This is a genomic window from Clostridium hydrogeniformans DSM 21757 (assembly GCF_000686705.1).
In the GTDB taxonomy this organism is placed as follows: domain Bacteria; phylum Bacillota; class Clostridia; order Clostridiales; family Clostridiaceae; genus Clostridium_Z; species Clostridium_Z hydrogeniformans.
The window spans coordinates 560,885-586,638 of the sequence record NZ_JMLJ01000003.1; the positions used below are offsets into that span (position 1 = coordinate 560,885).

Genomic DNA, 25,754 nt, shown 5'->3' on the forward strand with positions numbered 1-25,754 from the left:
CCCCTATCCTTTCTAAACCCTTAGGTATTAATAATTTTTATAATTGTATTTTATTTACATCTATATTCTAAGATATATAATTTCAATGAACCATTCTTTTATCTTAAAATAACCTTACAGTTTTGAAAGGTATGTAATAATTACTTCTGTTCCTTTAAAAGGCTTTGATTTAATTTCTATTTTATGTCCTAGCTTATTTGCAATCTCTTTTACTATATAAAGTCCAATTCCTGTAGAATTTCTAACTCTTCTTCCATTCTCTCCTGTAAAGAAAGGCTGAAATATCCTTCTTAAATCATACTCTTCAATACCAATGCCTTCATCTCTTATTGATAAAACCGTAGTTTCTTCTTGTATGTTTATATTAAAATATATCTTCTTACTCTCTTTCCCTTTCACTGAATACTTAATGGCATTAGAAATTATTTGTTGAAGGATAAGTTCGTTCCATTTCATATCAGATATAACAAAAGTCTCTTCTGTAGTACATTGGATAACAGGAAAAACATTATTATATATAAATTGATTTTTATTTCTATTTATAATTTCTCTTAAGGATGAAAGTATGTCCACAATACCTATATTGTAGTCTTTCTCAAAACTATCAAGTTTTATAAGATTTAATAACTGTTCTGTACTGCAATGTAATCTATAATTTTCATTTTCTATATCCTCAATAGCTTTAGATAGCTCTATATTCCCTTCCTTATACTGCTGTAAAATTAAGTCTATTATAGATATAGGTGTTTTTAACTTATGTATCCAGTTAGAAATAATATGATTCTTTTCCTCATGGTTTCCTATGATATTATTTCTTATTTTAAGCTCATCACTTTTTAACTTCCTTATAAGCTTATCCACATTTATTTCCTCATTAGTAACAGGTTTTAATGTTTTGCTTTTCTTTAATAAAGCCTCTTGTAAACTACTATTAAATATATAATATTTAATTCCTTCCACAGTTATAAATATAATAAGGAGAAATATAGATATTACCATAGGATAAGCTATTTCACCTTTAGAAAATCCTATTAAATAAAAAAATCCTATTATAATAAAAGTATTTAGCATATAAAAAGTTATATATAAAAGCCTGTCCTTTATGAAGTCTTTTATAATATTCTTAATCATTATTCTTTCCCTCTAATCTACTATAATCAAGAACATAGCCAACCCCTCTTTTAGTTTTTATTATATTTTCAACCCCTAATTCTAGAAACTTATTTCTAAGCCTTGTAATATTTACAGTTAAAGTATTATCATCTACAAAATTATAGTCATCCCAAAGTTCTTGAAAAAGCTCTTCCCTTGAAACAATTTTATTCCTATTTTCTATAAGCTTTTTCATTAACTTAAGCTCATTTTTACTTAGTTCTATATGATTATCTTTGTATAAAACCTTAAAATTATCCTCATCTATACAGATATCACCTATATTAAAATTCTTATTTTCTTTGGTGGAATACTCTCCATAGGCTCTTCTAAGAGCTGCCTTAACCTTAGATATAAGTATCTCTAATTTAAAAGGCTTCACCACATAATCATCTGCTCCAAGTTCAATTGCCATGACTTGGTCCATTTCATTACTTCTGGCTGAAATTATTATTATGGGTATATTAGAATTTCTTCTAATAGCTTTGCAAAAATAAAATCCATCATAGTAGGGTAAATTAATATCTAAAAGAAGTAAATCTGGCTTAATATTATGAAACTCCTCTTCAATGTTATTAAAATTTGTAGCTTCATAAACTAAGTAATCATATTTTTCTATGTTCTCCTTTATGAAGGAACTTAATTTTATATCATCTTCAATAATCATTACTTTATACATGCTTTCCCTCCTACCCCCAAGTATAATCCTCTTAAATATACCATTTATTTTCTATTACTTCCAAATAATTCATTTGATAAATATTTAAACCTTATCTTTTACAAATAATCTATAATCCAAAATATCATATATTCTAATCCTTCTATTTATATAATAAAAATACTATTTATCTTTTTATATACAAATAAAGCCCTAGATAAACCTTATAATTTGTCCAATCTATAGACTTAAACAAGGTGATGTGGCATAAAGAACAAAACTACAATATGGTATATTAAATTTAAAATTCTAATACACCATATTGTAGTTAGATTTCTTAATGCCACAGCCCCATAACTGCTTCTTTCATTAACTTAAAATATAACTCTCTCCAATTTATTTTTTAAATCCTCCGTAATATCCATTAAGGGTAATCTTACCTCATCACTTTCAATAAGACTTAACCTCTTTAGACAATATTTTATAGGAGCTGGATTAGGTTCCTGAAATAATAGAGGGATAAACCTATATAACTCTTTCCACTTTTCTAGTGCTAATTTATGATTATTATCTTTTATATGATTGAATACCTCTACAAAGGTTTTTGTTTTTAAATGAGAGGAGGCTAATATTCCTCCATGACCTCCTAAGGTTAATGTAGTATAAAAAAGAGCATCCTCTCCTGTTAATATAGAAAAATCCTTTGGATGGTTTAATAATAAATCAGTGGTTTGCTTTATATCTCCACAAGAATCCTTAAGTCCTATGATATTTTTTAGTTCTGATAACTTATATATTGTATTATTCTCAATATTTCTTCCTGCCCTATAAGGAATATTATAAAGAATAATATCTAATGGTGTGGATTCAGAAATTTTTAAAAAGTGCTCATATATCCCTCTCTGATCTGGTCTACTATAATAAGGAGTCACTGATAAAATACCATCTACCTTATACTTCTCTACAATTTTAATTTGCTCTATAACCTTCTTTGTATTATTTCCCCCTACCCCAATATAAATCGGTAGCTTACCCTTTGTGTATTCTATAGTTTTCTCTATAACGTCTTCAAATTCATAGTCTGAAATAGTAGGGCTTTCCCCAGTAGTCCCTAGAGGTATAAACCCATTAATCCCACTATCTAAATAATTATTAATAAGTTTTTTATAAGATATAAAATCAACATTGTCCTCTTTAAAAGGTGTTATAAGAGGCACATATATTCCTTGAAGTCTCATATTAATCCCCCTTAATATTCTTAACATTAGGTTATACTAAGTTATAAATTAAAGTTTTCAATGCAGAAATCTATAAAGTTTTAAACTTAATTTATACGTCTATCAAAAGAAAGATAAATCAAAGATATTTTTAATGAATAAGTTAGAACTTAATATCAACACCCTATAAGGTTTATAAATTTTTAAATTTAATTTATGTATACCTAGAGCAGTACCAGTGAAAACACCTTTAATAAATAAAGTAATATTTAATATTAAAATGCTATAAACCCAATATATGGTTTCACCAAAAAAAGTTAACTTATTAAACTATATAATTTATCAATTATCCTATAAAAAATTATATATATAAGTTTTATCAAAGTTTCTACATTAAATTTGCTTACAATCCTAGATTACACTAAGGCATATTAATGAATTTTATTTATTGGAACTTATATAGTTTAAATATTAAACCCCTATCCTTATTTTATTTCCTTAATAACTTAACTTTATAATCCTCCTTATTCTCTAATAGTTTCTTAATAAATCCTAAATATGAAATATTCCTCTATAGTATAAATATCTAATTTCTAGTATGTTATGATAAATCTATATTAATTATAGTCCTTAAGAGTTAGCTCCTTATATCCCTCTTCATTAGTGGTAATTTGAAACTTACAACTTTCATAGGTGAATTCATAGTTTGGTAATTTAAAACTCACTGGAACTTCTTTTAAGTCATAAACCTTAGATGAAATTATTTTATCTCCTCTTTTAAAAATCATCCTATACTGATTTTCATTTAAAACACCATTTTCTATGTCTCTAGAAAATAAATATCCTAAAAAAGTTTTAGCCTCTGTCCACTGCACCCCAACCTTTTCATAAATTTCTTCTTGTGAGTAATATGATGGAAATACATATGCACTGTCCCATTGAAAATCTGTAAAATCACTTATTTTTATTTCTTTATCCTTTTCTGAAATACTTTTTAAATTCTCCTCTACCATGGTTGTATCTATATTTTTAATCTTCATAGCTCTATAAGATGATGTTCCAAATATTAAAAATAAAATTACAGCTATGAATATTCCCCCACCTATTATCCATATTCTATTTTTATTCTTTTTCATAATTCCACCTCAGATCCTTATGGATTGATTCTTTATATAAAATAAAACCTAGCTTCATTAAAAGCCTAAAACCTATATGAAGCTAAGTTTATTTTATAAAATTTTAAACCACTAAATAAAGTTTATTATCAATCTATTGGCGTGAATCCTCTTACATGAAAGTTTAAAGAAAAATACTCAATGTATTTGAGGGATTTTCACCATAAAAGTCCTACTAACTAATCTAATCATAAGCTCATAATAAAGTTCACCCACTTATGATTAGTTTTACTTTATCTAAACCCCTTACATAACTTTGCATAATGCAATATTTAATATTTCATCTAAGTTTTCTTCCTCTACTAACTTATCAATTTTCTCTGGCTCTATATTCAATGGACAAGTTAAACTAAACATAAACTTAATGGATTCTTTAATATCATTTAAATCTTGTTCCTCATTTAAATATGCACTTGATATATACTCATTGTCTTCAATTAATTCCTTTATACATTCAAGAGAGTGCCTTACCTTTGATTCATTCGCCTCTGTTGCTGCATCTTTTATATCTACAAGTTGAAGACATAGAAGATATAATAGGGTATTCTTTTCATTTAATTCCCTAGCATCACCTATACGATTAACTATATAGTTTATAGCCTTATTTATTTGATTTACATATATATCTATGTCTTCCTTTCCTATAAGCATTGCTATTAATGCCTTTAAGGTAATTTCCAGATCTCCATTAAAGTCTCCCTCAGGATTCTGATATTTAGCTATAATTCTCACTAAATTTTCTCTATTATATTTTACTGCCTTCTTTATGTTCTCTTTATTTACATTTCCCTGCTTAAGTTCCTTTTTAGCTTTTACCTTATATAAGAATGCTGGAGATTCCATAAAATAAGCATAGCTTAGATTAAACATAGTTTCTTCTGACATCTCTATTGGTATAAGTTTTCTCATAGCCATTCCAAGAACTGGATCATCCATTTCCTCTAGCATAATAAAACTTGTTTCGCTGCTTATTATATTAAAGTCCTTAGAAAGTTCTATAACCTTATTTCTAAGCTCTTCCCTTACTTCTCCTCTTTCTCCAAGGATTCTTTCTTCAAGGGATTCTATTCTTTTTCTGCTCCACACCTTTTCAATTAAATATGCATTATCATTAAGCTCAAAGTTTTCAAGAGTTATAACTCTTTCAAAAGGTGTATCTCCTACAAAACCTCTTATAACAACTGGCCCTTTAACATCACCTTTAATTCTGCAAAAGGCAGTAAACACTTCCCTATCGTATAAATACTCTATGGTTCTTGGGAATGTATTTATTACTGAATTATTTTCACCCCAAATTATTTCCCTCACATCCACTTCTGGACTGTTTATCCTTGTAAACTGTCTAAGGACCATATCTTCTAATATTTCTCCTGGATAAATAAACTCTGGTTTTCCATATCCTAAAATCCCTAGGGAATTTATGAAATAACTATTAACAGATGTATCTATACCTATAGGGAAAATTCTATTATCTCCTATATTCTCCTTAACATAACTTAAAATTTCATTTTCTTCTTCAACTTCATCATCAGTAAATAATAATATTATAGAAGGATCTTCTTTAATAGACTTTTCTAAGGTCCACTTTAATGCCTTATATATATTAGCTCCTCTACCAAAACTTAACGCTTTAAGCCACTTAGAAGCACTTTTTATACTCTCCTCAGTTACAGCTACATTTCCATCATTATTAAAAATAGTAAGACTCTTATGAAATGCCACTATATTAAAAGTATCCCCTTCATCTAAATTTCTAAGACAAAGCTCTAATGCACTTTTTGCATCATCTAGTTTTTCTCCCCTCATAGATTGAGAAGTATCTAGTAAAAATACATAGTTTTTACCCTTATCTTCTTTAACTTTCTCAAGCTTTGGATATAGTTTTAAGTATATTAGGCTTTCATCACTCTCATGCTTTGGAAAAGAGTAGTACATTCCATAAAACCCCTTAGACTTATCCTCTCTTATAACTAAATCTAGATCTCTATTTAAGTTCTCTTCTTCATGAAGAGATACCTTACATAAGGTAGGAGTCTCATAATCTACTTTTATCCTATGGGTATCACTAGAAACCTTAACATTATTAAAGGTCTCTATAAGTAAGTTCATGGAAAGGTCATATCTTTCCTCATTTACTTCTCCCTCTTCATTTATATCATCATAATTCATTGCCCTTGGAGTTTCTATAAATGGAATTGTGAGAACTTGATTATTGTTTTCTCTTTCAAGCTGATCTATATAGGATATATTGATTACAATCCTCTCATTTGGCATTATATTTCCAATGGTGATTTTATATATATTTTCATCTTCTTCAAGACTTAATTTTGTCATGGCCTTATAGCTTTGTTTTTTTATCATTTTGTTTATTTTATATTTATCCTCTATTATAGCTCTTAAAGTTCTTCCCCCAATGTTTGCCTCAAACCCACTTAATATCCCTGTATCGGGTATTGGAAATGTATATACTCCTTCTATATTGTCATCTCCAGTATTTTCATAAATTTGACTTATGGTAAATTGAGAAAATTCTCCACAAATGTTTCCTTTTATATCTACGCTTCTTAATTTCATTGGTGATTTATCTAAACTACTATTAATAAATCCATAGTTTTTCATGGTAAAAACCACTCCTTTTATTAGAACTTTTAGAATCTTTTTAATATTATACCATTGCTACAAACCCTTGTCTAACGAAGATTTTTTTAACAATTATAGTCTTTTTAAACTTTATATCTATAATTTAAAATTTTCTTTTTTTTCTTACAAACGTGTTTTTTGATGAATTTAATGATAAAGTTATATAGAGGTGGTTTGAGCATGAAACTATTAAGAGAACTTTTATTAATCCTTGCCATATTCTTTTTAGGTGAAGTTATATCTAAAGGACTAAGTCTTCCTGTTCCAGGAAATATCCTTGGAATGGTGATTTTACTTTTATTCTTATGCTTTGAGGTAATAAAACTTCATCATATAGAGAATATAAGCACTTTTTTATTGGATCATCTAGCATTTTTCTTTGTACCAGCTGGGGTAGGTCTTATGACATCCCTAGATATTTTAAAAGGAACTTGGTATAAGATACTACTTGTTTGTTTTCTAACTACGGTAATTATTATGGTGGTAACTGGTAAGACCATAGACCTCATAAAAAAATTTAGCAAGGAGGAAAAATAAATGGATCAGGTTATTTCGTCTCCGTTATTTGGTATTGTTTTATCCTTATTCTCCTTTGAATTTGCCTTACTTTTATCTAAAAAGGCTAAAACACCTATATTAAATCCTCTATTAGTTAGCCAGGTTTTAATTATTGCTGTACTTATGATATTTGGCATAAGCTTTGAGGATTATAATAAAGGTGGACAACTTATATCATTTTTCTTAGGACCAGCTACAGTAATTCTTGCTGTTCCTTTATATAAGAAAATGGACCTACTAAAATCTAATGCCCTCCCTATACTTATTGGAATATTTGTTGGCTCTTTAGTTGGAATTATAAGTATTATATTACTTGCCTATACTTTTGGACTAGATATAATTCTTGTAAAATCTTTATCTCCAAAATCAGTAACTATACCAATAGGGGTTGAGATAACAAATCAACTTCAAGGTATACCTGCCATAACCGTAGTGGCAATACTTGTTACTGGAATACTTGGAGCTGTTATAGGACCTTCTATATGTAAAATATTTAAAATTAAAGACAAAATATCAGTTGGTGTTTCTATAGGAACAGCATCCCATGCTGTAGGTACTACAAAAGCTCTAGAACTTGGAGAAACAGAGGGTGCTATGAGTAGTCTTTCCATAGGTATAGCAGGATTATTCACAGTATTTTTAGCACCACTTATACTAAAAATTCTTGGAGGCATTTTAGGATTCTAATATTCAATACTTAAATGGATTATATAGGTTGCAATTTAAATATTACAATTAAAGAATAAAAATAAAGGATAAAATACAATTATTGTTTTTATTATTTAAATGTACAAACTTTTATGCAATATATATTATTATTAATTTATTTCTTTATAATTCCCTAAAATATATAAAGGGATGAGAGGAAAGTATTTTTTATAAAATATTTTCCCCTCATCCCTTTTTCTCTTATATAGTTTTTTATTTAAAACTTATTTTATACAACAATTAAAATCTCCAACTCCAAGGAGTTAAATCTGAATAAGTTAAGTTTCAATATTAAAATCAATAAAACCCTATATAACTTCAATAATTTTACCAAGCTTAACTTAATTATATTAATAAACTAACCTTTAACTTTAATTATTATTCATCTTTCCCTGTAATCTTAATAAGAAGCTCAACAACCTCTAGGTAAAGCCATACTAAAGTTACAACTATTCCAAAAGCTGAATACCACTCCATATACTTTGGTGCCCCCATATTGGATAGTTCTATAACAGTATCATAGCTAACTATAAGATTTAAGGTTGCAATAATAATCACTACTAAGCTAAATATTATACCTATAGTTCCACTTTTATATATTGGAAGAGTTATTCCAAAGAAACTAAAACCAAAACCTACTAGCTGTACCATAAATATAGCCATAACAGCCATAAATACTCCCTTTCTTATTTTAGCTCCCATGGAAGGATTAGACCTATATACTAAAAGTGCAGCTAATGCCAATGCAAAGGTTAAAAGCACTGCTGATAACACAACTCCTGGTCTTTGAAAATCAACTATTTTAGAAATTGTACCAAGAACAATTCCTTCTGCTAAAGCATATATAGGTGCAGTTATATATGCTATCCTTGGAATAAATGAAGTAAGAAGAGAAAGAATAAATGCCCCTATTAAGCTTACTCCTGCTACTATTAAAAAGCTTCCCGTTCCTTCTATCATATAAGAAATCTCTTTAGTATTTATCCAGCTATATATAAATCCAACTAAAAGTACCATAAGAAGTATAAAGGTCTTAAAATAAGCTCCTGAAATTGTCATTACCTTATTCCCTGAATATCCTCTTGCTTTATTTAGTCCCTTCTTTAAAAAGGGATTGGTCTGTATTCTCATTCAGTGTCCTCCTAATGTAATTCTTTTACCCCATTATACTTACTTACAGCACTATACACAATATACTTTAGTTTATATTAATATTAATTTAAGTTTTGTATACAATATCTAAATCTTTGTGGTAATTAAGTTTCCTGATTCATATTTTTTAAGTCCCTTATAAAAAATCATATATGCTAATACACTCCAAATAATTGTAACCCCAATTAACATAAGAAAATCCCTAATATTAAAGTCTTTTATAAGTTCTATTGGTATATGAGAAGTAAATCCAGCAGGTATTATTGTATATATTATAAACTTTACTCCTCCTTTAAATATTTCCTTTGGATATATACTAAAGTTTACCATGAACTCTCCCATAAGATTTGATACCCCTTCTCCATTTCCTATATAAAAACTTAACGAACTTACAAGAATCATAACACTTGAAAATATAATACAGGAGAGAAGGGAGAAAAACAAAAATAAAACTATAGATTTTAATGTATAGTCACTTGAAATAATAAATAATATTATGCCATAAACAAAATCTCCAAAGGCTGATACTATACTTTTAGAACAAATTATATTCATTAAGGGGTCCTTTGGTTGAAGAAGATATGAATCTAGCTCTCCATTTATAATCATTTTTGATATTGTTCCTATGTTTCCAAATAAAATAAAGGCTAATCCAAAGGATGTAGACATAATAGAAAAAAGCATTAAGGTATCTTTAAATCCATAGCCTCCTATATCCCCTACATTACTAAAAAGTATCCACCAAAAAAATATAAATGAGGCATTATTTATTATCATTCCTACAACTTGTATAATAAAACTAACCCTATACTCCATAGCTGCTGATAAATTAAATTTAAAATAGTAACCTATGAGTTTTATATTTTTTTTAACCTCCATTAACATTTAATTTCTCTGCCCCCTTCCTATAAATAGCTAAGGCTATGATCATAAATAAAATTAAATATATTACCTGTATTCCAAATCCCTTATAGAACTTTTCAACTGAAAAATCTACAGCTAACTTTCCTGGAATATAGGTTATATAAGCAAAAGGTAGATAAGCTGATATTTCTTTTAGCCATGTTGGAAACAAATCTAAGGGGACTAACATCCCTCCTAGGGTGAATATAAGCTTTGAATATATCCAAAAGAAGGGTTTATTTTCTTCTACCCAAAAGGATGTTAATGCTAAACTAATGTATATGAAAACATTTATAAATGATCCTACTAAAATAGAAATCAATATAAAAGGAATAGTTACTATATTAAAACCTTCTAAAGATCCTATAAAAATTATCCCAATAATCAGTCCTAAAACCATGTTAGAGCCTAGTTTTACTACTATTTCTCCTAAGGAATTAAAAAAGCAATATAGAACATAGTTATAAGGTTTATTTATACCATAAGCTATATCACCATTTTTAACCTCATCATTTACTTTAAGATAGAAATCACTTCTAGATAGGGCTATAATTTCTGTAACTATTAAATACCATATAATATTATTTAAGGTTAACCCTGATATCACCTCTCCTTTTTGGCTATATATTTTTCCCCAAAGCATTAAATATACAAATATTATAAGAACCAAAAATAAGTTTTTAATTATAAAGCTTCCAAAGTAAGCTAGGTTGCTACTAAGACTTGTCTTAAATATATGGATGTATTTGCTTCCCTTATTCATTTAAACCCCTCCCATATTATTCTTATATATATGAGAAATTATTTCTTCCATGGGTGGTTCTAAAATATTTATATCTAATATACTTCCATACCTTATAAGCTTTGCTAAGGCCTCATCTATATTTTCATTCTCTGTATCTATTTCTATCTTTCCTCCATATTTACTACTTTTTAAAACCTTAAACTCATTTTCATTTATATTAACTTGATCTTTAAATTTAACTTCTATTATTTTCTTATTTAAATAGTTATACTTAAGAGCTTTTATGGATTCATTTAAGACTACTTGTCCGTGATTTATTACGATTGCTCGTCTGCATAGTTGCTCTATATCTCCTGCATCATGGGAGGTTAAAAATATAGTTCTATTTTCCTCCTTATTAATTCTAAGAATAAGGTCTCTTATATTCTGCTTAACTATAACATCAAGGCCTATGGTAGGTTCATCTAAAAATATTATTTCTGGGTTATGGATTAAAGATGCTGCTATTTCACATCTTATCCTTTGACCAAGGGATAATTTTCTAACTGGCACATCCATAAGTTCTTCTATTTCAAATACTTCTTTCAAAAAGTCTATTCTCTTCTTAATCTTATTCTCTTCCATATCATATATTTTTCCTAAGAGATTAAAGCTATCTATAGGAGGGAGATGAAACCAAAGTTGAGACTTCTGTCCAAATACTGTTCCTATCTTGTAAGATAACTTTTTCCTTTCGGTTAAAGGATTAAAACCAAGAACTGAAACTTCTCCATTGGTGGGATAAAGTATCCCTGTAAGAATTTTTATGGTAGTAGACTTACCAGCTCCATTAGGCCCTATAAAAGCTAAAATTTCTCCCCTATCAACCTTAAAAGATATATCTTTTACTGCCTCTATGTTCCTATAACTAGGAGAAATCATGGATTTAATGCTTCCTTTAAGTCCTGGGGTCTTAGTTTTAATTTGAAAAGATTTATATAGATTATTAACTGAAATAACTGTCATAATAATCCCTCCTACTCTCTAAAATTTTATCTTTTCTATTAATACTATGGTCAATTTATAAAAAATAATAAAAAAAGGCCCAGAGAAGAAGTCTTATAGAGACTCCTCCTCTGGGCTTTTATCCCAGAAGTGTAGATTAAAATCCTGTATCGCTTGGACCAATCATGCTAAAATATTATTCTTATTAGCACTGGAACCCTAGATACACTCTCACATTTTCCATATTATATCATGTAAAATTAAGGAAATCAATGGTAGAAAATAAAAAAGAGGGGCTGTGGCACTAAAGAATTTACATACAATATATTGTAGCATTTATTCTTAGTTCCACAGTCCCACCTTTTTTAGTTATAAAATTAAAACCACTGTTATAAAGGGATAACAGCGGTTTTTCCCAAAACTAAATATAAGGGATATCTAGTTTGGCTCACATAAATTCAATCTTATAGTAAGGATGAGAACCTTTCTAAAGTATGAATTTATTTTATATAAAGGGTTGGTCAGTAGCATACAAATTAAATTTTTATTGTACTGCATATAGACCCTAGGTCCATACCCTGCATAAGCAAGGTTGCAGTATGTTGCTTTGAAGCATCATAGATATTGAAGGTTTTTAAAGCTAATTCTTTATTATGATATACCTTCCAATATCCACAGGCCAAGCATTCCTTATCCTTACAATTTATAAAGGTTTCAACGTCCTCTATTGGAATTCCTAAAAATATTCCAATTTCATGGGGACAATTATATATATTATATCTAAAAGATAAATATTGCAATATATTTTGTAAATTTTCTTTTACTTCATATCCTAAGGTAGATAAAAACCTTTGAACTTTTTCATTTCTTATGGATTTTTCTAATAAAATCTTATCATAAAATAGTAAAACACAATAGTCTTCACCTTGTTTTAATTTTAATACATTTATACTAAGATTTTCAAGAAATTCTTCTCCATATTTCATCCAACTAGTATATAAATTTTTATTCTTATCAGATAGGGTTATTAATGTTGATGGCTTTAACCCATAAATAGTAGGAGAAATATTAAAGGTTAACATATTTATTAAATATTCTTTTTCATCTAATCCATTTAAATAACTAGCAAAACATTTTTCACTCATGTCTACTTCTCCTTTATATATTAATAATATATCTATTTAATATGAGGCTCTATTAACCTACTTTACTTTCTAGTAATAAAATAAATACTATTATTTATATACTGTACTAGTTTTTTTTAATTATCCATATGTTAAGTTTTTTATAAGAGTAAGAATTTCTCACTCCTTTATTTCCTCACATAATGTATAAATCTTATCCTTAGTAGGTTAAATAAGGTTAAAACCTTAATCAATTATCTTTCAATTCTAATATTCCTATCCTAAACCTGGATATAGAAGTTATAAGGTTATTAATTTAAATTAAGTCATCTTATCCAAAATAAAAATTCTATTTTAGTTAAGTTTCACTTTATTTAACACCTTTAAATGTTTCATTGAAAATGATAATCTTTATCATTTATCATATTTATATAATATATGTTACTGAAAACTTTGTCAATATATAATCTAATTTTTATCAATTGTAAAACTTAGATTATTATCATATAAATATTTTCACCTTAAACCCACTTAATAAGATAAACCCTTGATTTTAAAACCTTTATTATGACTCAGTATTAAAGCATATTAATAATTTTTTCTATTTTTATAATATATATCAGTTAATTTTTATAAAATTTATGCCATGTATTTGAACTACACTAGAATATTTTCTCTTATAATAATTATTTTTTTAACTATATATAGGATTTTAATATAATCCCTTAACTTATCCATTAAAAATATCATTAACTTGTCTTGATTTACCTAGATGGATAGATCAGCTTTAAAACTTAAAACCCTATATAAGGAATATATTATAAACAAAAACCATGGCTATAAAGGAATATTATTTTTTTCCTTTATAGCCATGGAGCACTATATCTATAATATAGGATTTTAGATTTAAAGATTAATTATTCCTCTCTAAAACAAAATAGAAGGAATCTTCCTTAAGATGATGTTCTTTCCGCCATCTGAAGGTTAGATAAGCTCATTTAGGGTTGTTGCAACTGTTATCCCCAACCTTTAGAGGATGGGGGTGTTACAGCTCCTAGCCATGAGATAAATTAAGGATATTCTTAAATAATAAGTTAATAACTTATGTTAAAACCCTATATATCTTTAAAACTTTTGAGTCTCTGATACTCCTATGGTTACAAATCTATCCCTTTTTATTTTTTCAACTCCACCTCTTGTAAATTTGAATATATAATTTAGGAATACATCTTTATCCATTTCACCCTTCTCAATATCATATAAAGCTTTTTCCATTCTTCCTGTATAGTCTGTGTCTAAGAGCTCTTTTATTGGAAAAATCTCAATGATTTTATTACCTTTTTCTGTTATAAGCAATGACTTACCCTGACTTTTTATATATTTAGCATCCTTTAACTTCTTTATGATCTCTGCTCTTGTAGCAGCTGTACCTATTGAGTACCCCTTAAGCACTTCTAATGTAGCCTCTTCTTCCTTATCATCCTCATCTTTTGAGGTTCTGTTCTTTCCACAGGTTTCCATTGCTTTAAGAAGAGTTTTCTCTGTGTGATGGGCTGGTGGCTTTGTTGACTTTTCTTCTATTTTAGAAGAAATATTTTTAACTACCATATCTTTCTCAAGAGGTATAAGTATCTCATCCTTCTTTTTCTTTTCTGAAGAAAGCTTAAGATATCCCTCTTTTACCATTACCTTACCTTTAGTCTTGAATAATCTTGGGAAGTTCGCCCCCTGTATTTTAGTTATAACCTCTGTTATGTTAAATTCAGCAGCCTCCATAAATTGAACAAGAAATCTTTCTTTTATTGCCTCATAAAGCTTTACTTCATCTAAATTTAACGCTTTAGGTATTATATAAGTTGGTATTATAGCACTATGGCTTTCAACCTTATCATTATTAAATATCCTTTTACTAGTTGAAAACTTTATATCCTCTTCACAATCTAATCCCTTCTTATGTACATCTAAAACCTTTTTTGCCTTATCCTTTAAACTCTCCTCAAGAGCAGTACTTGAGGTTCTTGGGTAGGTTATAAGCTTTTTCTCATAAAGACTTTGGGCTACCTTTAATGCCTTATCAGCAGTCCATCCTTTATGTTTTGAAGTCATATATCCTTGAAGGTTAGTCATATTAAAAAGTACTGGAGGAACTTCTTTTTTTAATTCTTCCGTAACTGATAATACAATCCCTTCCTTTCCTTCTATCTCTTCCTTAAGCTTTTCTACACTTTCCTTTTTCGGAAACTTTTCTAATTTTTCATGAAAAAACTTCCCCTTATATTTACCATTAGGACTTTTAAATGTTACATAAAGCTCGAAATATCTTTCTGATTTAAATTTTTCAATTTCCTTTTCCCTATCATAAACCATTTTAAGGGTCGGCATTACAACTCTACCTATATTCAAAACATTGCCCTTCCCCCTTGCATATTTAAGGGTAGACACTGTGGTAAAGTTTATACCTATAACCCAATCAAGCCATTGTCTTGAAACTCCAGCATATTGAAGATTCTCCATATCTTTATCAGTCTTTAGATTATTTAACCCTCTTTTTATTTCATCCTCCGTCCACTCATTTATAAGTATTCTATATATAGGTTTATTAACCTTAATATATTTATATATTATAGTGGAAATAAGTTCCCCTTCTCTATCATAGTCTGTGGCTGTTATTATCTTTTCCACATCATTTCTCTCAACTAAAGCCTTTATTATATTAAGTTGTTTTTTAGCTCCAGTATCAGCCTTAGAATTGTATCCTGAAACAGTCTTTACCTTGTACTTAAACTCCTTAGGTATGTAAGGAAAATTATTCATATCCCATTTTTCCATTACTTTATCATAATCCTTACAATCATAAAGGGTAAGAAGATGACCAAATGCCCAGGTTATTATATAATCCTCCCCCTCTAAGTAGCCATCTTTTCTAATTTTACACTTTAATGCGTCACCGATATTTCTACCTACAGATGGCTTTTCTGCTAAAATTAAAGTTTTCATACACTCACCTTTTCTAAACTTTCTCAAAGATAATTATATCCATGTTTCCTTACCTAATTCAAGTTTTACTTTATAATAACCCTAATTTTATTCCAATCTTCATAAAAAAATTAATAATGTTAATATCCATAGGATAAATATAACACAAAAATTTCTATCTAATGATTATTATAGCTACTAAAAAAATATGGCATTTTATCACTTATACAATTAATTTAACTTAAAATCATTATTAATTACTATTGTTTTTTATTAAATATAAATTCTTTTATTAAAAAGGAGGATTTTACATAAAAATGAAGAATATATATAATATAATCCAGTATATGGATTATATTATTTGATTTTTAAGGAGGTATTAAAAAATGAATTTAAGTTGTAAAAGTAATTACATTTATCAAACTCTAAATCTTTTATTCTCAACATCTATTTTATTCTTATCTGCCCTTATAGTTTTTAATATTTTTAACGGGAATGCTACATCTTATTCCACTGCTACTGCACTTTTAAGTCTTGGAATAATTAATATTATAAAAGCTATGAAAATACAAAAAAACACAAAATACAAAGTATACTTCAAGGCTCTTATGGGTTCTGGACTTCTTGCTGTTGCTGTAGGTGTATTTACTTTGATTTTAAATAAATATATAAACTATGTTTTGCTTAATTATAATGAGGCCCTAATTAATTTTTTTTAATTCCATATAATAAACAGCTTTCATAATAGGAAACCTATCCCCAATGGTTTCAGTATTTGTAAGCTGTTTTTATTTTAGTCTTTTTTAAGTCTATTCTTTTAAAATATTTGTTCTTATAAAAAATTAAGTTAACTTTACCTTATTATAAAAATACAATTTATGTTTTTACATCTATCTAAAGTAAAAGCTTATGTTAATAAACAGTTATAGGGTTTTAATATAAAGCATTAGATTATTCATTAAAAATATCCTTAATTTATATCTCTTTAAGCTGGTTTATAAATTAATTTTTAAACTTTGAACCCTATATAGTTAAACCCTATTTTATAAATAACCTCTTTAAACTAAAAGACCCTAAGTCAGGGAAACCAAAAGTATTCCAAGCCCTAGAGTAACATCATCCTACTAAAACTTATTATAGAGTCTCAAGTCTTAAAACTAATTTGTACCTCTTCCTAAATACATATAGATCAAATATATTTTTAATCTATATGTTGAGACCATCTATTATAACCTTGTATAATTATAAAACGAATCTTCCTTCAGATGGTGTTATTTCCACCATCTGAAGGTTAGATAAGCTCATCTAGTGTTGTAGCAACTGTTATTCCCCATCTTTAGAAGATGGGTGTGTTAAAGCTTATAGCCATCAGATAAATACTTTTTTATAATAAGTATTTCAAAACTTCTCTCTTATCCTTTATAAACCACTTCTCCGTTTATTATTGTATATAATGTATTTCTGTATAAATCAAAAGGATTACCATCTATTATTACAATATCGGCATCTTTTCCTACTTCAAGGGATCCTACTCTATGAGAAAGACCTAATATCTCTGCTGCGTTTATAGTTATAGTAGATAGAGCCTCTTCAAAGGTTAAATTCCCATTTTTAGCCGCAAGACCTGCACATATAGGAAGATATTGAATCTCTATAACTGGGTGATCTGTCATTATGGCTACCTTTACTCCCTCTCTCATTAAAACAGCTGGGGTTTCAAAGGATTTATTATTAAGCTCTATCTTTGAATTAAAGCTCATAGTTGGCCCAACTATTGCAGGCGCCTTAGACTCTTTTACATACTCTGGTATTAAATGTCCTTCTGTACAATGATCTAATGTTAATTTCAAATCAAATTCCTTAGCTATTCTTATGGCTGTTAATATATCATCGGCCCTATGACAGTGAGCCTTTAGTGGTATTTTTTTATCTAAAACTGGAATTAGAGATTCCATCTTTATATTAATATCAAAAGCTTCTTCTTTTTTCTCTGCTGCTTCCTTTTTAGCCTTATAGTTTTTAGCTTCTATTAAGGTTTGTCTTAAAAGAGCTGCTGTTGCCATTCTTGTCATAGGCATTTTTCCCTTGCTATTATAAACCCTCTTTGGATTTTCTCCAAAGGCTATTTTCATTGCACCTACTTCTAAAAGTGCCATATCATCTACAGATCTTCCATAGGTTTTCATAGCTAAGAATTGTCCACCTATAACATTTGCACTTCCTGGTCCTGTCATAACAGTGGTTACCCCTGCTTCTACTGCCTTTTCAAAGTATTCATCCATTGGATAAATTCCATCTATTGCTCTTACATGAGGAGTTATAGGATCTGTCATCTCATTTCCATCGCTTCCTTCAAATCCTTTTCCTCCCTCAAATAATCCTAAATGACAATGAGCATCTATCATACCTGGAATTATAGTTGCACCCTTAGCATCTATAACCTTTTCATAATTTCCCTTTATCTCTTCCCTAATCTCCTTTATCTTCCCATCCTCAATTAATATGTCTCCCTTTTCATAGACCTTTCCAGCCATGGTATAGATTTTTCCATTTTTAATTAACATACTTATCCCCCTTTTTACTAAACATTTGTAATATCAATTATAATATTTAAATAAGATTACTTCCTTAATAAAAGATTATTCTATGATATCTAGTAATTATCCTTGCAAAACTTAACTTTTCTGTACCGTAGCAACATAATAAGCTTAAGAAATTCATTATAGTTAATATAATAAAAATGCTATATATAGAAGAAATAAAAAAAATTAGACTATGTTTTAGAATAATGTTGATAATATAACTAATATTAAGGGAAGCCTCTTTTCAGAGACTTCCCTTAATTTATACTTTAAAAATGTTGTATATTATATTTAATATAATTTTATAAATCTAAATACCATATAAGTTGAACCTCATCTCTATCTTCAATATCTTTATAATAAGCATATTCATCTATTTTTCCTAATACTGCACCTTTAGTATATAAAAATAAAAATTTATGGAGTAGTCATACAAATAGATTTTTTGCATAATAATTATCCGAAAATAGCTTTAAATAAGACCTGCAACTGTCAGTTGCGAAAGTTCAATATACTATTGGTAGAATGCAACTGATGAAAATGCTAAACTAAAAACAAGAAAACAGGAGGTGGTCTTTATGACACTTGGAGAAAAACTACAATTATTAAGAAAATCTAAATCTATGTCACAAGAACAGCTTGCCACACAAATTAATGTATCAAGACAATCTGTTTCAAAATGGGAGCTCGGAGAATCAAACCCTGAGCTAGAAAAAATTGTACAAATAAGTAACGTTTTTAATGTAACAACAGATTACCTTTTGAAAGATGAACAAAATAGTAGTATAAATAAAACTCCACTTCAAAATAACAAAAATCCTTTCACTGCACAAATTTTATTAATATCTTCTGTTGCATTTTTAGCAATAGGTTTATTTTGCTCATTTGGTGGTTGGTATGTAGAACAATCTGCTGAAACTATTTTTGGTGGAATGATTATACAAGTTGTTGGTGTTACAGGTTATTTTATTGGAAAGATATATTCTCAATCAAAAATACCATTTGGAATAAGCTTCGCTAATTTAGCTATTGGACTATTTATGCCAACTTCTATTGTAAGTTCCTTATTATGTAGACAAGTGATTTCTCCTTATCCTACAAGTATTTATGCCATTGGAATTTTTATTGTTTTATATATGATTGCTTTGATTTTTAGTTATATTATTCTAAAAAAGCAACAAAAAAGTAATAATAATTCTAAGTTAACAAATTCAAATTAATCTTAAAATTTATATTTAAATAACATGAATAATTTTAAACTATTACGAGCTAAAGTCCAGAAACATTTGTTTCTGGACTTTTTATTCTATCATAATATCTCTACCTAATATTTAATGAGTATAGATATTCATCATTTTTATCATCATACTCTTCTCCATATATATCTTTCCTAACTAACTCTGGAAGCCTAAATTTCTTTCCTGTATTTTTAAACCCTAGGGATTCATATAACCCTTTTGCTCTTAGATTTTCTGGGTTAAAGGTTAAGTAAATATCATTACAACCAGGAATTTTTTTAATATCATTTATTAAATGTTCCAAAACCCTTCTTCCATATCCTTTTCCTTGATGGTTTTTATCTATTAATACGCTATATATCTTATAATCTGAAACTTCTTCACAAAATCCATACATTGTGAATCCTACAAGAATTTCATCATCATATATAGCTCTAGCCGTGAGACCTTCCATAAAACCCCAAACCAAAGAATAAGCTACAGAATCAACAAATTTATTAACCACATTAACTTTACCCATTTTATTTGGATTTAACATTATACATTGTTCCCAATTTTCCTTTGTTATCCCCATAGATTTAATCATACTATATCCTCATTTCTTTAACATATCTTTTAGAATATTACCTTATATTTTAGGTATGTCTTATTTATTATCTATAATTTTATATAAGCTTTTTTCACTTATAATATATTACTATCTCTCCTAAAATTTAAACATTCCTTCATTCATGAGTTATTATTGAAATAATACTCTCAATGTATATAATTATATATTCTTTTAAAGATATGGGACAAGTATATATATGCTTTAATTAAGGTACATTTATGCTCTATTAAATATATGAAATAAATCTATATATTCTCTAATTAAGGTACATATATAGCAATATATGTACCTTTTTTATCATATTACATCTCATTTAACATCCATATAAAGAAGTTTATTACTGAAGCAAAGGATACCCACAAAATATATGGTATCATTAAAAAACCTGCTATCTTATCCTTTTTAAAGAATGCTATTGTAGTTAATATTATGAAAATAAGTAATACTATAATTTCAATAAAAGAAAGTCCATATAGCCTAAATGTAAAGAAAAGAAATGGCCAAAGTAAATTAAGTAAAAGCTGAACTCCATAAAAAGTTAATGCTCTCCTATCTCCTTCTCCTTCCTTATATTTAAGATATATTCTGTATGCTGCTATTCCCATAAGAAGATATAAAATAGGCCAAACTATTGTAAATACATATGGGGGTGGAGAAAACCACGGCTTACTTAGTTCCATATACTTAGGTATCATTGTTCTTGTAAAAAATGCTGCAATAATACCTACAGCCTCTGCTATTAATATACTTATTATAAGACTTCCTAAATTAAATTTTCCATCTACCTTAAAAATATTTTTCATTTCCATCCTCCTCATTTCCTAGGCAATATTGATTTTAAGTTTATTCATATTAATACTATGCTTTTATAAAAACCTTTATACTGAAATCTTTAATGATAATACCTATACTACATCTCCATTATTCTTTTAAAAATAATATCTATAAAGTCATAACTAGTTTAACCACATACTTTAACTATAAATAATATATATTGCAGAGAAGTTCATATTAACTAAGTTTCTTTTATGATAAAATTAAATCTATAGTTCTATAATTTCTTGTGCTTTGGAGGGATTATTCATGTTATTTAAAACACTAAAACTTATTGGAGAAAAATTAAATGAGGAAAATATTATCTGGGCATTAGGAGCCTCTATGATGTTAAACCATTATAATTTAGTTGAAAATCCCAATGATATTGATATAATTGTAGATTTAAAAGATGCTGAAAAAGCTGACTCTATACTAAGATCCTTAGGGGATAAAATAGAAAGACCTAGGATTAAGGAGTATTCTACTAAATACTTCTATGAGTACATGGTTCATGGAATCGATATAGACTTAATGTCAGGTTTTATAATAAATTATGATAAAGTTTCTTATGAATATAAGTTTAATAAATCATCTATAAGAGATTTTAAAGTCATTGATAACTGTAAAATCCCTTTAACCAGTTTAGAGGATTGGTATATATTATATAGCTTAATGGATAATAGAGAAAAAAAGGTGGCTATTGTAGAAAACGGACTTTTAAGATATGGTATTAAAAATAAAGATATCTTTGAAAAAGCTTTGACTTCTTCCATACCTTTAGAAATTAAGAATAATATAATTAAACTTTTATCTTAACTAAAAGAATAAAAAACATCTATAATTATATTTTTATAGATGTTTTCTTATGTTCTTTTATTTATTAATTCTTCTATTATTAAATATTGTAGCTTACAACACTTATACTAACGAGTATAAATTTTCTTGCTTTATATCCATATGAATTTTATAATTAACTTAAGTTAATATTATGAAATAAGAGATATCATGAGGAGGACATTATGGTTAAAACCGAAAACTTTAAATTTACAGATAGTGAAGGCGTAAGCTTAAATTGTTATAGATGGGAAAAAGAACATACAGATTCTAAAGGAATTATTCAGCTTTCTCACGGTATGTCAGAAAACATATTTAGATATGATGAATTTGCTAAAATCCTTGCAGAAAACGGCTATATTGTATATGGACATGATCATAGAGGTCATGGTGAAACTGCTGAAACCTTAGATGATATAGGATATATGCATGATGATGATAACTTTAAGGCTATGGTTAAAAACTTAAGAGAGGTAAATGAATATATAAAGACAAATCATCCTAATTTACCTATAATTTTATTTGGTCATAGCATGGGATCTTTTATATCCCAAAAGTATATAAGTATGTACGGAAATGAGCTTCATGGAGTTATTTTATCCGGAACTAATGGAAAACAAAGTTCAATTGTTAACTTTGGTATAGTTCTTTCCTATATAGAGATGAAAATTAAAGGAAGAACTCATAGAAGCTCTATGATAGATAAATTATCCTTTGGCAGTTTTAATAAAAAATTTGATCCTGTTCGTACTAATTTTGATTGGTTATCAAGGAATGAACATGAAGTTGATAAATATTTAGCTAACCCTTATTGCGGAGTAACCTTTACCTCTTCTTATTTCTATGACTTTATGAGAGGTCTTAAGGATATTCATAAAAAAGAAACCTTAGAAACCATACCTAAGGATTTACCTATATTTATATTTGCTGGTGATAAAGATCCTGTTGGTTATGAGGGAAAAGGAATAATTAATTTATACAATATGTATAAGGACCTTAAAATAAAAAATGTAAACTACAAATTATATAAAGATGGTAGACATGAAATGTTAAATGAAATAAATAAAACTGAAGTTATAAATGATATCTTATGTTGGATTAAATCTTTAAACTAAGAATCTTACTTATAAGTAAAAAAGAAATGACTAATAATGCATATTTATGTGTTGTTAGTTATTTCTTTTTTATTTTTGGGTTTTTAATACTTAATAACTTCATTTTTATAATTTTAATGGAAATAATATGTTTTAAATATCCCTATATTTTATTACTAAAGCTACACTATGTATTAATTTCTCATTTAAAGATAAATTACTCTAAATAAAAAAAGTTTCTTTAATCATATATATTAATTAAGTTTTTATGTGATAATATAATAAGATATGATAATTTTAATTGATTTTATAAATAAGGGGCTGATTATTTCATGAATATTTTAATAGCAGAAGATGAACAAGATTTAAGAGATTTAGTTAAGCTTCATCTTTCAAAAGAAGGCTTCAATGTTCTCAGTGCATCTAATGGTGCCGAAGCCTTAGATTTATTTCAGAATAATAATATTGACCTTGCCATATTAGATGTAATGATGCCTTATATGGATGGGTTTCAAATATTAAAACATATTAGAGAAGTTTCTGAAATCCCAGTAATATTTGTTACTGCTCGAGGTGAGGATAGGGATAAAATCTTAGGTCTTGGCCTTGGGGCTGATGATTATGTAGTAAAACCATTTTCTCCAATAGAATTAATGGCTAGAGTCCAAGCTCAACTAAGGAGATATTATAAATATAGCAATGCTAAAACCTCTTCTGAAATAACTGTAGGGGATTTAGTATTACACAAAGATAGCTGTAGTGTTTATAAAAATCATAATTCACTTGAGTTAAATGCAAAAGAATATAGGATAATAGAACTCCTTATGGATAACCCTGGTAAGGTATATACTAAAAAACAGCTTTATGAAACTGTTTGGCAGGATACATACTATGGAGATGATAATACCATAATGGTTCATATAAGTCACTTAAGAGATAAAATTGAAGAAAATCCAAGAAGCCCTAAATACTTAAAAACTATAAGAGGCATTGGATATAAATTGGAGAAGGCTTAATATGTCTATCTTTAATAGAAATAAAAAAAGCAAGTTATCAAATCTCCTATTTAGAAACTATATTCTATCTTATTTAATAACTACATTTATCCTTATGATAACGGCCTTTATTTTGATAATAATTGCAGCTTATCTTTATATGGATGATGAGTATTTAGTTGACAATGCCTCTACCTATATGAAGGATGATTACACACAGATAGACATATCTAAGCTTGTTGAAAAAGGTGGCTACATGGATATAGTAAACGATAAAGGTGATGTTATTTATTCTAAAGGAAGTAGGCCTAATGATAAAACTAACTACAGTACTAAAGACTTTAGTATTGTATTTTCAAGTAATTATTATGATGGTTTTGATTCTAAATATATTTATAAAACTGAGTATAATGAGGATAAAAACTTCTTACTAGTTATAGGTATACCTAAGGATCAACAAAGCCCTATAATAAAACCTAAAAGAAGAATGAAGCCTCGTAGCTTTGTTATTTTCTCTCTTACACTTTCTTTACTGGTATTTTTAATATCTTTTATAATCTATTCTAAAACTTCTTCTAGAGCTTTTATTAAACCTTTAAAGGCTCTTATGGAGGGTGTAAAAAGGGTATCTAACGGAGATTATTCCACTAGAATTTATTTAAAATCTAATAATGAATTTGGAGAGCTTAGGGATGCATTTAACACTATGGCAGAGAAAATTGAAGAACAAGAAAGATTAAATATAAAATCTGAAGAGATGAGAAGAAGGCTCATCCTTGATATATCTCATGATTTAAAGAATCCTCTCTCTAGCATTCTTGGTTATTCTGATCTTTTGCTTAAACAAAATGACTTAAGCAGTGAAGAAATAGATAGGTATCTTCTAATAATAAATAACAATAGTATAAGAGCTAATGGTCTTATACAAGACTTATTTGATTTCTCAAAGCTTCAAAGCAATGATTTTAAGCTAACTTTTAATAAAGTAGATATGTGTGAGTTTTTAAGAGAAATTATAGCGGAATATATACCTGAACTTGAGGAGAAAGGATTTACTTATGATTTTGATATTCCTGAGGAGTCCGTTTACTTACAAGTGGATGAAAAGCACCTTATGAGAGCTTTTCGTAATATAATATCAAACTCATTAAAATACAACCCTCCTGGAACCTCTTTACTAATTAGAGCATATAAGTCTGAAAATAAATTCTTAGTTAAAATAAAAGATAATGGTATAGGAATACCAAAGGAACTTAAAGAAGATATATTTCAACCATTTACAAGAGTTGATTCATCTAGAAATTCTAAAAGTGGAGGAAGCGGTCTCGGTCTTACCATTACTAAGGATATAATAGAAAAGCATAATGGAACCATAGGACTTAATTGTGATACTAACAAAGGTTCTGAATTCACCATATATTTTTCAATTATATAGGTTTAATTTAACCATCTATTTCTAATTTTTATATTTTTAAGATTATTTTAAGTATATTATAAGAATGAGTTAAGTTAAGTATGTTAATATTTATATATTAACATCTACGGACTTATTTAAAGAGTTATGTATAAAGTCTTGAGTTAATTTTCTCAAGG

Annotated in this window: 22 protein-coding genes; 8 read left to right on the forward strand and 14 right to left on the reverse strand. The window is 27.8% G+C overall.

All coding sequences use genetic code 11. The features are described 5' to 3' along the window. Positions 1-114 precede the first annotated feature (114 nt). The 5 genes from BR69_RS0102350 to BR69_RS0102370 form a co-directional block, all read right to left on the reverse strand. Positions 115-1,131, reverse strand: coding sequence for a sensor histidine kinase (locus BR69_RS0102350; RefSeq protein WP_027631746.1), 1,017 nt, complete (start codon positions 1,129-1,131; stop codon positions 115-117). Further along, positions 1,124-1,831, reverse strand: coding sequence for a response regulator transcription factor (locus tag BR69_RS0102355; protein ID WP_027631747.1), 708 nt, complete (start codon positions 1,829-1,831; stop codon positions 1,124-1,126). Before BR69_RS0102355 ends, BR69_RS0102350 begins: the two co-directional genes overlap by 8 nt. 353 nt (positions 1,832-2,184) lie before the next feature. Continuing rightward, entirely contained in the window at positions 2,185-3,048 is an 864-nt protein-coding gene (dapA, locus tag BR69_RS0102360) for a 4-hydroxy-tetrahydrodipicolinate synthase (protein ID WP_027631748.1), read from the reverse strand. A gap of 596 nt (positions 3,049-3,644) precedes the next feature. Beyond that, entirely contained in the window at positions 3,645-4,163 is a 519-nt protein-coding gene (locus tag BR69_RS0102365; protein ID WP_027631749.1) for a hypothetical protein, read from the reverse strand. A 285-nt stretch (positions 4,164-4,448) separates the two neighbouring features. Further along, the gene (locus BR69_RS0102370; RefSeq protein WP_027631750.1) at positions 4,449-6,821 is read right to left on the reverse strand and encodes a VIT and vWA domain-containing protein; all 2,373 of its coding nucleotides are present in this window, start codon (positions 6,819-6,821) and stop codon (positions 4,449-4,451) included. Between the two features lie 201 nt (positions 6,822-7,022). Here BR69_RS0102370 and BR69_RS0102375 point away from each other — a divergent pair, with 201 nt between their 5' ends. After that, on the forward strand, positions 7,023-7,379 hold the full coding sequence (locus tag BR69_RS0102375) for a CidA/LrgA family protein (RefSeq protein WP_027631751.1): 357 nt from the start codon (positions 7,023-7,025) through the stop codon (positions 7,377-7,379). Then, on the forward strand, positions 7,380-8,087 hold the full coding sequence (locus tag BR69_RS0102380; RefSeq protein ID WP_027631752.1) for an LrgB family protein: 708 nt from the start codon (positions 7,380-7,382) through the stop codon (positions 8,085-8,087). 399 nt (positions 8,088-8,486) lie between these two features. Here the strand turns inward: BR69_RS0102380 and BR69_RS0102385 are convergent, their stop codons facing one another. From BR69_RS0102385 to BR69_RS19720, 6 genes are all read right to left on the reverse strand, one after another. Beyond that, the gene (locus tag BR69_RS0102385; protein WP_027631753.1) at positions 8,487-9,239 is read right to left on the reverse strand and encodes a Bax inhibitor-1/YccA family protein; all 753 of its coding nucleotides are present in this window, start codon (positions 9,237-9,239) and stop codon (positions 8,487-8,489) included. 108 nt (positions 9,240-9,347) lie between these two features. After that, a complete protein-coding gene (locus BR69_RS0102390) occupies positions 9,348-10,145 on the reverse strand; it encodes an ABC transporter permease (RefSeq protein ID WP_027631754.1) in 798 nt (265 codons plus the stop codon). Then, the gene (locus BR69_RS0102395) at positions 10,129-10,926 is read right to left on the reverse strand and encodes an ABC transporter permease (protein WP_027631755.1); all 798 of its coding nucleotides are present in this window, start codon (positions 10,924-10,926) and stop codon (positions 10,129-10,131) included. The genes BR69_RS0102390 and BR69_RS0102395 overlap by 17 nt, the downstream gene beginning before the upstream one ends. Continuing rightward, complete coding sequence (locus BR69_RS0102400; protein ID WP_027631756.1) at positions 10,927-11,913, reverse strand: ABC transporter ATP-binding protein; 987 nt, start codon at positions 11,911-11,913, stop codon at positions 10,927-10,929. 515 nt (positions 11,914-12,428) lie between these two features. Beyond that, positions 12,429-13,037: a DUF3793 family protein gene (locus tag BR69_RS0102405; protein WP_027631757.1), complete on the reverse strand. Its 609-nt coding sequence runs from the start codon at positions 13,035-13,037 to the stop codon at positions 12,429-12,431. A gap of 1,104 nt (positions 13,038-14,141) precedes the next feature. Beyond that, on the reverse strand, positions 14,142-16,013 hold the full coding sequence (locus BR69_RS19720) for a type IA DNA topoisomerase (protein ID WP_051623453.1): 1,872 nt from the start codon (positions 16,011-16,013) through the stop codon (positions 14,142-14,144). Positions 16,014-16,378: 365 nt separating this feature from the next. On the opposite strand from BR69_RS19720, the gene BR69_RS0102420 reads away from it, so the two are divergent. Beyond that, positions 16,379-16,711 (forward strand): hypothetical protein, encoded by a 333-nt coding sequence (locus BR69_RS0102420; RefSeq protein WP_027631758.1) that lies wholly within the window; start codon positions 16,379-16,381, stop codon positions 16,709-16,711. 693 nt (positions 16,712-17,404) lie between these two features. Here BR69_RS0102420 and BR69_RS0102425 read toward each other — a convergent pair. Beyond that, the gene (locus tag BR69_RS0102425) at positions 17,405-18,556 is read right to left on the reverse strand and encodes an amidohydrolase (protein WP_027631759.1); all 1,152 of its coding nucleotides are present in this window, start codon (positions 18,554-18,556) and stop codon (positions 17,405-17,407) included. Positions 18,557-19,152: 596 nt separating this feature from the next. Here BR69_RS0102425 and BR69_RS0102430 point away from each other — a divergent pair. Continuing rightward, positions 19,153-19,794 (forward strand): helix-turn-helix domain-containing protein, encoded by a 642-nt coding sequence (locus tag BR69_RS0102430; protein ID WP_027631760.1) that lies wholly within the window; start codon positions 19,153-19,155, stop codon positions 19,792-19,794. 100 nt (positions 19,795-19,894) lie between these two features. Here BR69_RS0102430 and BR69_RS0102435 read toward each other — a convergent pair whose 3' ends face one another. Continuing rightward, complete coding sequence (locus BR69_RS0102435) at positions 19,895-20,398, reverse strand: GNAT family N-acetyltransferase (protein ID WP_034849104.1); 504 nt, start codon at positions 20,396-20,398, stop codon at positions 19,895-19,897. A 326-nt stretch (positions 20,399-20,724) separates the two neighbouring features. Next, positions 20,725-21,225: a TspO/MBR family protein gene (locus tag BR69_RS0102440; protein WP_027631762.1), complete on the reverse strand. Its 501-nt coding sequence runs from the start codon at positions 21,223-21,225 to the stop codon at positions 20,725-20,727. Between the two features lie 280 nt (positions 21,226-21,505). On the opposite strand from BR69_RS0102440, the gene BR69_RS0102445 reads away from it, so the two are divergent. From BR69_RS0102445 to BR69_RS19725, 4 genes are all read left to right on the forward strand, one after another. Further along, positions 21,506-22,054, forward strand: a complete 549-nt coding sequence (locus BR69_RS0102445; RefSeq protein ID WP_027631763.1) for a nucleotidyltransferase family protein — start codon at positions 21,506-21,508, stop codon at positions 22,052-22,054. Positions 22,055-22,257: 203 nt separating this feature from the next. Next, positions 22,258-23,187 carry an alpha/beta hydrolase gene (locus tag BR69_RS0102450; protein ID WP_027631764.1) on the forward strand — a complete coding sequence of 310 codons (930 nt, stop codon included), beginning with the start codon at positions 22,258-22,260 and terminating at the stop codon, positions 23,185-23,187. Between the two features lie 311 nt (positions 23,188-23,498). Beyond that, positions 23,499-24,182, forward strand: coding sequence for a response regulator transcription factor (locus BR69_RS0102455; RefSeq protein WP_027631765.1), 684 nt, complete (start codon positions 23,499-23,501; stop codon positions 24,180-24,182). A gap of 1 nt (position 24,183) precedes the next feature. After that, the gene (locus tag BR69_RS19725) at positions 24,184-25,596 is read left to right on the forward strand and encodes a HAMP domain-containing sensor histidine kinase (protein WP_051623454.1); all 1,413 of its coding nucleotides are present in this window, start codon (positions 24,184-24,186) and stop codon (positions 25,594-25,596) included. Positions 25,597-25,754 lie beyond the last annotated feature (158 nt).

What these genes read in the sequence shown, in the direction of transcription:
- BR69_RS0102350 (WP_027631746.1), bottom strand. Translation starts at nt 1,131, where the DNA reads ATGATTAAGAATATTATAAAAGACTTCATAAAGGACAGGCTTTTATAT.
- BR69_RS0102395 (WP_027631755.1), bottom strand. Translation starts at nt 10,926, where the DNA reads ATGAATAAGGGAAGCAAATACATCCATATATTTAAGACAAGTCTTAGT.
- BR69_RS0102380 (WP_027631752.1), top strand. Translation starts at nt 7,380, where the DNA reads ATGGATCAGGTTATTTCGTCTCCGTTATTTGGTATTGTTTTATCCTTA.
- BR69_RS0102430 (WP_027631760.1), top strand. Translation starts at nt 19,153, where the DNA reads ATGACACTTGGAGAAAAACTACAATTATTAAGAAAATCTAAATCTATG.
- BR69_RS0102440 (WP_027631762.1), bottom strand. Translation starts at nt 21,225, where the DNA reads ATGAAAAATATTTTTAAGGTAGATGGAAAATTTAATTTAGGAAGTCTT.
- BR69_RS0102435 (WP_034849104.1), bottom strand. Translation starts at nt 20,398, where the DNA reads ATGATTAAATCTATGGGGATAACAAAGGAAAATTGGGAACAATGTATA.
- BR69_RS0102365 (WP_027631749.1), bottom strand. Translation starts at nt 4,163, where the DNA reads ATGAAAAAGAATAAAAATAGAATATGGATAATAGGTGGGGGAATATTC.
- dapA (WP_027631748.1), bottom strand. Translation starts at nt 3,048, where the DNA reads ATGAGACTTCAAGGAATATATGTGCCTCTTATAACACCTTTTAAAGAG.
- BR69_RS0102375 (WP_027631751.1), top strand. Translation starts at nt 7,023, where the DNA reads ATGAAACTATTAAGAGAACTTTTATTAATCCTTGCCATATTCTTTTTA.
- BR69_RS0102390 (WP_027631754.1), bottom strand. Translation starts at nt 10,145, where the DNA reads ATGTTAATGGAGGTTAAAAAAAATATAAAACTCATAGGTTACTATTTT.
- BR69_RS0102405 (WP_027631757.1), bottom strand. Translation starts at nt 13,037, where the DNA reads ATGAGTGAAAAATGTTTTGCTAGTTATTTAAATGGATTAGATGAAAAA.
- BR69_RS0102420 (WP_027631758.1), top strand. Translation starts at nt 16,379, where the DNA reads ATGAATTTAAGTTGTAAAAGTAATTACATTTATCAAACTCTAAATCTT.
- BR69_RS19720 (WP_051623453.1), bottom strand. Translation starts at nt 16,013, where the DNA reads ATGAAAACTTTAATTTTAGCAGAAAAGCCATCTGTAGGTAGAAATATC.
- BR69_RS0102400 (WP_027631756.1), bottom strand. Translation starts at nt 11,913, where the DNA reads ATGACAGTTATTTCAGTTAATAATCTATATAAATCTTTTCAAATTAAA.
- BR69_RS0102425 (WP_027631759.1), bottom strand. Translation starts at nt 18,556, where the DNA reads ATGTTAATTAAAAATGGAAAAATCTATACCATGGCTGGAAAGGTCTAT.
- BR69_RS19725 (WP_051623454.1), top strand. Translation starts at nt 24,184, where the DNA reads ATGTCTATCTTTAATAGAAATAAAAAAAGCAAGTTATCAAATCTCCTA.
- BR69_RS0102455 (WP_027631765.1), top strand. Translation starts at nt 23,499, where the DNA reads ATGAATATTTTAATAGCAGAAGATGAACAAGATTTAAGAGATTTAGTT.
- BR69_RS0102450 (WP_027631764.1), top strand. Translation starts at nt 22,258, where the DNA reads ATGGTTAAAACCGAAAACTTTAAATTTACAGATAGTGAAGGCGTAAGC.
- BR69_RS0102385 (WP_027631753.1), bottom strand. Translation starts at nt 9,239, where the DNA reads ATGAGAATACAGACCAATCCCTTTTTAAAGAAGGGACTAAATAAAGCA.
- BR69_RS0102445 (WP_027631763.1), top strand. Translation starts at nt 21,506, where the DNA reads ATGTTATTTAAAACACTAAAACTTATTGGAGAAAAATTAAATGAGGAA.
- BR69_RS0102370 (WP_027631750.1), bottom strand. Translation starts at nt 6,821, where the DNA reads ATGAAAAACTATGGATTTATTAATAGTAGTTTAGATAAATCACCAATG.
- BR69_RS0102355 (WP_027631747.1), bottom strand. Translation starts at nt 1,831, where the DNA reads ATGTATAAAGTAATGATTATTGAAGATGATATAAAATTAAGTTCCTTC.